Here is a 7500-nt window from a genome sequence, read left to right on the forward strand (position 1 = left end):
GTACCACCACTTTTTATTTTGGGGTCGGGGGGGTGGTGGTTACTTTGGTGGGGGGGGGGCGGGGGGGTCACCGCCGCCTGCGCGATCAGTTGCCGTCCAGTTCCATGTTGATGGCCAGCGAGCGGATTTCCTTCACGAGCACGTTGAAGGATTCCGGCATGCCCGCGACCATCTCGTGCTCACCGTCGACGATGTTCTTGTACATCTGGTTGCGGCCCTGCACGTCATCGGACTTCACCGTCAGCATTTCCTGCAGGGTGTAGGCCGCGCCGTAGGCTTCCAGCGCCCAGACTTCCATTTCACCGAAGCGCTGGCCACCGAACTGCGCCTTGCCGCCCAGCGGCTGCTGGGTAACGAGCGAGTACGGGCCGGTCGAACGGGCGTGCATCTTGTCGTCGACCAGGTGGTTCAGCTTCAGGTAGTGCATGTAGCCCACGGTGGTGTGGCGATCGAATGCCTCACCGGTGCGGCCGTCATACAGCTGGGTCTGGCCGCTCAGCGGCAGGTCGGCCAGGGCAAGCATGTGCTTGATCTCGGCTTCGGTGGCACCGTCGAACACCGGCGTTGCCATCGGCACGCCGTCGGTCAGGTTGGCGGCCAGGCGCAGCAGCTCCTCGTCGCTGAACTGGGTCAGATCGACGTGGTTGGCGTGCTGGGTCTTGTCGTGGTTGTACACGTCGTCCAGGAACGTGCGCAGGTCGTTGATCGCGGCCTGGGCTTCCAGCATGCCCTGGATCTTGCGACCCAGGCCCTTGGCGGCCCAACCCAGATGCACTTCCAGAATCTGGCCGATGTTCATACGCGACGGCACGCCCAGCGGGTTCAGCACGATGTCCACGGTTTCGCCCGAGGCCATGTACGGCATGTCTTCGACCGGCACCACGTTGGAGACCACACCCTTGTTGCCGTGGCGGCCTGCCATCTTGTCACCCGGCTGGATGCGACGCTTCACGGCCAGGAAGACCTTGACCATCTTCAGCACGCCCGGGGCCAGATCGTCGCCCGCGGTGATCTTGCCGCGCTTGTCGGCGAAGCGACGCTCGAATTCCTTCTCGTGCGCCTGGATCTGCTTCTGGGCGCGTTCGATGGCTTCCGAGGCGTCCTCGTCCTTCATGCGCAGCACGAACCAGTCCGCCTTCTTCAGGCCGTCCAGGTAGGCGTCGGTAACGGTGTCGCCCTTCTTCAGGTTGGCACCGCCGTTGACCACCTTGCCCACGATCTGCGAACGCAGACGGGCGTAGATGGCACCTTCCAGGATGCGGAACTGGTCGTCGAAGTCCTTCTTGACGCGCTTGATTTCAGACTCTTCGATCTGACGGGCGCGCTTGTCCTTCTCGATGCCGTCGCGGGTGAAGACCTGCACGTCGATGACGGTGCCGTCCATGCCCGGCGGCACGCGCAGCGAGCTGTCCTTCACGTCCGAGGCCTTCTCGCCGAAGATCGCGCGGAGCAGCTTCTCTTCCGGGGTCAGCTGGCTTTCGCCCTTCGGGGTGACCTTGCCGACCATGATGTCGCCGGCACGCACTTCGGCGCCGATGTACACCACGCCCGACTCGTCCAGACGGTTCAGGGCCTGCTCGGACACGTTCGGGATGTCTGCGGAGATTTCCTCCGGCCCCAGCTTGGTGTCACGCGCAACGCAGGTCAGCTCTTCGATGTGGATCGTGGTGTAACGATCCTCTTCCACCACACGCTCGGAAAGCAGGATGGAGTCTTCGAAGTTGTAGCCGTTCCACGGCATGAAGGCGATCAGCATGTTCTGGCCCAGGGCCAGTTCGCCGATGTCGGTGGACGGACCATCAGCCAGCACGTCGCCACGCGCCACCACGTTGCCCACTTCCACCAGCGGACGCTGGTTGATGCAGGTGTTCTGGTTGGAACGGGTGTACTTGATCAGGTTGTAGATATCCACGCCGGCGTCGGTCGCGTCGGTGATTTCCACTTCGTTGACCTTGACCACGATGCGGCCGGCGTCGATCTGCACGATCTCGCCGCCACGACGGGCGTTCACGGTCACACCGGAGTCACGGGCCACGGCGCGTTCGATACCGGTACCCACCAGCGGCTTCTGGGCACGCAGGGTCGGCACGGCCTGACGCTGCATGTTGGCGCCCATCAGTGCACGGTTGGCGTCATCGTGCTCCAGGAACGGGACGAGCGCGGCAGCGATCGACACGGTCTGCATCGGCGAGACGTCCATGAAGTGGACTTCTGCCGGCGGCTTGAGCAGCGACTCACCCTGGAAGCGGCACGGCACGAACTGCTCGGTGAGCATGCTCTTGGCATCGGTCAGGGCGTTGGCCTGGGCGATGACGTACTCGTTCTCTTCGATGGCCGACAGGAACTCGATCTCGTCGGAAACCTTGCCGTCAGCAACCTTGCGGTACGGGGTCTCGAGGAAGCCGTACTGGTTGGTGCGGGCGTACACGGCCAGCGAGTTGATCAGGCCGATGTTCGGGCCTTCCGGCGTTTCGATGGTGCAGACGCGGCCGTAATGGGTCGGGTGCACGTCGCGCACTTCGAAGCCGGCGCGTTCGCGGGTCAGACCGCCCGGGCCCAGGGCCGAGACGCGACGCTTGTGCGTCACTTCCGACAGCGGGTTGTTCTGATCCATGAACTGGGACAGCTGCGAGGAGCCGAAGAACTCCTTGATGGCCGCGGCGACCGGCTTGGCGTTGATCAGCTCCTGCGGGGTCAGGCCTTCGGATTCGGCCATCGACAGGCGTTCCTTGACCGCGCGCTCGACGCGGACCAGGCCCACGCGGAACACGTTCTCGGCCATTTCACCGACCGAACGCACACGACGGTTGCCCAGGTGATCGATGTCATCGACCACGCCACGACCGTTGCGGATCTCGGTCAGGACCTTGATCACTTCCAGGATGTCGGAGGTGTCGGCGTGCTCGGCGACCAGGCGCTTGGACTCTTCGTCGTTGCGCTCACCGAAGTACTTGCGGTCGTACAGCACGGCTTCGCCGGTGACAGCCTTGCGGCCGACACGGCGGTTGAACTTCATGCGGCCGACCGTGGACAGGTCGTAGCGCTCGAAGGTGAAGAACAGGTTGTGGAACAGGTTCTGCGCGGCATCCTTGGTCGGCGGCTCGCCCGGACGCATCATGCGGTAGATCTCGACCAGGGCTTCCAGCTGGGTCTTGGTCGGATCGATGCGCAGGGTGTTGGACAGGTACGGGCCACGATCCAGATCGTTCACCCACAAGGTGCCCACGGCATCCACACCGGCCTTGCGGAAGGCCTGCAGCTGCTCGTCGGTGATTTCGTCGTTGGCCTGGGCCAGCAGTTCACCGGTGTTGGCATCGACCACGTCGTGCGACAGGATGCGGCCGACGATGTAATCGTCCGGCACGGCCAGGGCGGCGATGCCCGAGGCTTCCAGCTGCTTGACGTGACGCGCGGTGATGCGCTTGCCGGCTTCCACGATGACCTTGTCACCGTCGGCCAGGTCGAAGTTCAGGGTCTCGCCGCGCAGACGCTCGGCCACCAGTTCGAGCTGCACGCCTTCATCGGGGTTGATGTGGAACGTGTTGATCTCGAAGAACTCGGCCAGCATCTCTTCGTTGCTGTAACCCAGCGCACGCAGCAGGATCGAGACCGGCAGTTTGCGGCGACGATCGATACGGGTGAACAGGGCATCCTTCGGGTCGAACTCGAAGTCCAGCCAGGAACCGCGGTACGGGATGATGCGGGCGCTGTACAGCAGCTTGCCCGAGCTGTGGGTCTTGCCACGGTCGTGGTCGAAGAACACACCCGGCGAACGGTGCAGCTGCGAGACGATCACGCGCTCGGTACCGTTCACGATGAAGGTGCCGTTGTCGGTCATCAGCGGGATTTCGCCGAGGTAGACCTCCTGCTCCTTCACGTACTTGATGGCCTTGGTCGACGACTCACGGTCGTAGATCACCAGGCGCACGGTCACGCGCAGCGGCGCGCCGTAGCTCATGCCACGCTGGCGGCACTCGCGCTCGTCGAACACGGGATCGCCGAGCTTGTAGCCGACGTATTCCAGGGCAGCGTTGCCGCTGTAGCTGGAGATCGGGAACACCGACTTCAGGGCGGCATGCAGGCCGTGGTCCGTGCGCTTGGCCGGATCGACGTTTTCCTGCAGGAATTCACGGTAGGAATCGACCTGGATGGCAAGCAGGAACGGCACTTCGAGGATCGAGCGCTGCTTGCCGAAATCCTTGCGGATACGCTTCTTTTCGGTGAACGAATAAGACGTCATGAGGTATCACCTTGGCTGTGCGGATCGTGCGTCCACGACCCGAGGGGAAACTGAAATTGTCAGTTGGAAGTCGCTGGTATTGCCGGCACCAGCACGCCTTCTCCCGCTACTTCCAACTGCCAACTCGTCTGCATCCACTCCCCTGCCCGCGCGCCTGGGCGCCGCTGTGACGGGGGATGACCGCAGCCCGTGTTGGGCTCGTATTTCGGGTGTTGCGTGAAACGACCAAAGGCCGGGGGCTTACGCCCCCAGCCTTGGCTGCATCGCCGTGTTTCGATGGCGAGGCAAGGAACTGCTTACTTGACTTCGACAGTCGCGCCAGCAGCTTCCAGGTCCTTCTTGAACTTGGCAGCGTCGTCCTTCGAAGCGGCTTCCTTGATCATGCCGCCGGCTTCTGCCAGATCCTTCGCTTCCTTCAGGCCCAGGCCGGTGATGGCGCGGACAGCCTTGATGACTTCGACCTTCTTGTCGCCGGCCGACTTCAGGATGACGTCGAATTCGGTCTGCTCTTCAACAGCGGCAGCCGGGCCAGCAGCAGCAGCTGCGGCGACCGGAGCAGCGGCGGAGACGCCGAACTTCTCTTCGATGGCCTTGACCAGCTCCATCACTTCCATCAGGGACTTCTCGGCGATGGCGTCGACGATCTGTTCGTTGGTAAGGGACATTTTGATTACCTTTGGATAATTTTCTGGGTTGAGGTTCCGTTCGGAACCACGGAAACGTCGACTCAGGCGGTTTCGGCGACCGGCTCGGCAGCGTCAGCGGTTTCACCGCCACCCTGCTTGTCGGCCACGGCCTTGACGGCACGGGCGAACATCGTGGCCGGCTCGGCCAGGACGCGGGCCAGCATGGCCAGAGCCTGATCACGGGTCGGCAGCGAGGCCAGCACGTCGACATGGCCAGCCGGGAACAGTTCCCCGCCGATGGCCACGACCTTTGCCTGCAGCTTGTCGTTGGTCTTGGCAAAATCCTTGATCAGGCGACCGGCTGCGCCGGGCTCCTCGAGCGAGAACGCGTACAGCAGCGGACCGACGAGCGCGTCTTTGGCGCATTCGTATTCGGTACCTTCCACTGCACGTGCCGCCAGCGTGTTCTTGACAACTTTCAAGAAAACGCCGGTTTCGCGTGCCTGCTTGCGCATCGCGGTCATCTGGGAGACCGTGGTGCCAGCGTATTCGGCTGCGATCAAGGAGTGGGCCTTGGCGGCGACGTCTGCCAGCTCGGCGACTACTTCTTGCTTCTGGGACAGATTGAGAGCCATTGCACTCCTCCAATTGAACTCCGCTTACGGCTCCTGCCGTGTGCGGTCCTGGGCGGCATCCATCCTGGACGCCGGGAACATCAGGTGATGTTCCAAGGGTGGGCCGTTCTAGACCTGGATGGCCAACCTGGGAGAACCCAGACGTGCGTAAACCAGAAAAACTCCAGAAGGGCACCATCTACGCAGGGTGATTCCCGGGGGAATCGATTAAGCGTTCGGTACTGCGCCGGCGGCGACTCCCTGCCAATGCGAGCATCCTTGCCCGTCGCCGGTATGTACTGACCGCGCCTGCGGTCTTTGACGGCTATCTCTGCAGGGCGAGCCCCACTCGGATTGCCTTCAAATATCGCGGGTACCGGACCGGGGTCCGGCACCCGCTTGAAACGATTACTTCAGCGACAGCGAGGACTGGTCGATGGTCACGCCCGGGCCCATCGTCGAGCTGACCGAAACCTTCTGCAGGTAGGTGCCCTTCGAGGTGGCCGGCTTGGCCTTGACCAGATCCATCAGCAGCGCCTGCAGGTTCAACTTCAGCGCGTCTTCGGCGAAGTCGGCCTTGCCGATGGTGCAATGGATGATGCCGGCCTTGTCAGTGCGGTAACGCACCTGACCCGACTTGGCATTCTTGACGGCTTCGCCCGGGTTGGCCGACACGGTGCCGACCTTCGGGTTCGGCATCAGGCCGCGCGGGCCGAGCACGGTGCCCAGCTTACCCACGACGCGCATGGCGTCCGGGGTCGCGATGACGACGTCGTAGTTCAGATCGCCGGCCTGCATCTTCTCGGCCAGGTCGTCCATGCCCACGGCTTCGGCGCCAGCGGCCAGGGCTTCGTCAGCCTTGGCACCGGCCGGTGCGAAGACGGCAACGCGCACGCTCTTGCCGGTACCGGACGGCAGCACGGTGGAACCGCGCACCTGCTGGTCGGACTTCTTGGCGTCCACGCCCAGGCGCACAGCAACGTCGAAGGACTCGACGAACTTGGCCTTGGTAGCGGTCTTCAGGATCTTGATGGCGTCCTCGAAGGCGTATGCCTTGCCCGGGACGACGGCGGCCTTGATGGCCTTCTCACGCTTGGTCTGTGCCATCTTCTTAACCCTCTACCACGAGGCCCATGGAACGGGCAGAACCGGCGATGGTGCGCACCGCGGCATCCAGATCGGCAGCCGTCAGGTCTGCTTCCTTGGTCTTGGCGATCTCTTCGAGCTGCTTGCGGGTCACCTTGCCCACCTTCTCGGTGTTCGGGCGCTTGGAGCCCGAGGAGATGCCTGCAGCCTTCTTGAGCAGCACGGCAGCCGGGGTGCTCTTGGTGATGAAGGTGAAGGTACGGTCCGAGTAGGCCGTGATGATGACCGGCACCGGCAGACCCGGCTCCAGCTTCTGCGTGGCGGCATTGAAGGCCTTGCAGAATTCCATGATGTTCAGGCCACGCTGACCCAGCGCAGGACCGACCGGCGGCGAGGGGTTGGCCTGACCGGCCTTCACCTGCAGCTTGATATAACCGACAACTTTCTTTGCCATGAGTATGCTCTCCGGGTGCTAGCGCCTTACGACAACAGGCTCCCCATCGGACCGGGAATCACGCGTCCCGGCATCGCGTTTTGAATTCACACAGAAGGCCACCTCGCGGCGGCCCTTGCTTTTTGCCAGCTTCCTGGCAGGAAGCCGCGCACTATATCAGGTTTTTTCCGCCCTTGCCTCAAGGCTGACGGGCGCAGGCTGTTCAGGTTCCGGGCGGCCGCCCGGAACCCTGCCGCCCCAGGCTCAGACGGCCTTTTCGACCTGGCCGAATTCGAGCTCGACCGGGGTGGCGCGACCGAAGATCAGCACCGAGACGCGCAGACGGCTCTTCTCGTAGTTGACTTCCTCGACCACACCGTTGAAGTCATTGAACGGACCTTCGGTGACACGGACCATCTGGCCCGGCTCGAACAGCACCTTCGGACGGGGCTTTTCCACACCTTCCTGAACGCGGTCCAGGATGGCGGCAGCCTCTTCATC

At 63.2% G+C, this 7500-nt stretch carries 6 protein-coding genes (1 of these 6 only partly in view); all 6 read right to left on the minus strand.

Features of this window, described 5'->3' with window-relative positions:
• Window positions 1–85: 85 nt before the first annotated feature.
• Window positions 86–4240 (minus strand): DNA-directed RNA polymerase subunit beta, encoded by a 4155-nt coding sequence (gene rpoB, locus ABE571_RS18610; protein WP_313209703.1) that lies wholly within the window; start codon window positions 4238–4240, stop codon window positions 86–88.
• Window positions 4241–4536: 296 nt separating this feature from the next.
• A complete protein-coding gene (rplL, locus tag ABE571_RS18615; protein ID WP_019186119.1) occupies window positions 4537–4905 on the minus strand; it encodes a 50S ribosomal protein L7/L12 in 369 nt (122 codons plus the stop codon).
• A gap of 62 nt (window positions 4906–4967) precedes the next feature.
• Window positions 4968–5501 carry a 50S ribosomal protein L10 gene (rplJ, locus tag ABE571_RS18620; protein WP_121044660.1) on the minus strand — a complete coding sequence of 178 codons (534 nt, stop codon included), beginning with the start codon at window positions 5499–5501 and terminating at the stop codon, window positions 4968–4970.
• A 387-nt stretch (window positions 5502–5888) separates the two neighbouring features.
• On the minus strand, window positions 5889–6587 hold the full coding sequence (gene rplA / locus ABE571_RS18625; protein WP_121044663.1) for a 50S ribosomal protein L1: 699 nt from the start codon (window positions 6585–6587) through the stop codon (window positions 5889–5891).
• A gap of 4 nt (window positions 6588–6591) precedes the next feature.
• Window positions 6592–7020: a 50S ribosomal protein L11 gene (rplK, locus tag ABE571_RS18630; RefSeq protein WP_019186116.1), complete on the minus strand. Its 429-nt coding sequence runs from the start codon at window positions 7018–7020 to the stop codon at window positions 6592–6594.
• 243 nt (window positions 7021–7263) lie between these two features.
• A protein-coding gene (nusG, locus tag ABE571_RS18635; RefSeq protein WP_019186115.1) for a transcription termination/antitermination protein NusG crosses the window boundary here: on the minus strand, window positions 7264–7500 show its 3' portion. It continues 324 nt past the right edge of the window; 237 of the gene's 561 nt are visible here — the last part of the coding sequence; its start codon lies beyond the right edge, outside the window; it ends in the stop codon at window positions 7264–7266.

The sequence above is a fragment of the Stenotrophomonas sp. TWI273 genome (assembly GCF_039674765.1).
Lineage (GTDB): Bacteria > Pseudomonadota > Gammaproteobacteria > Xanthomonadales > Xanthomonadaceae > Stenotrophomonas.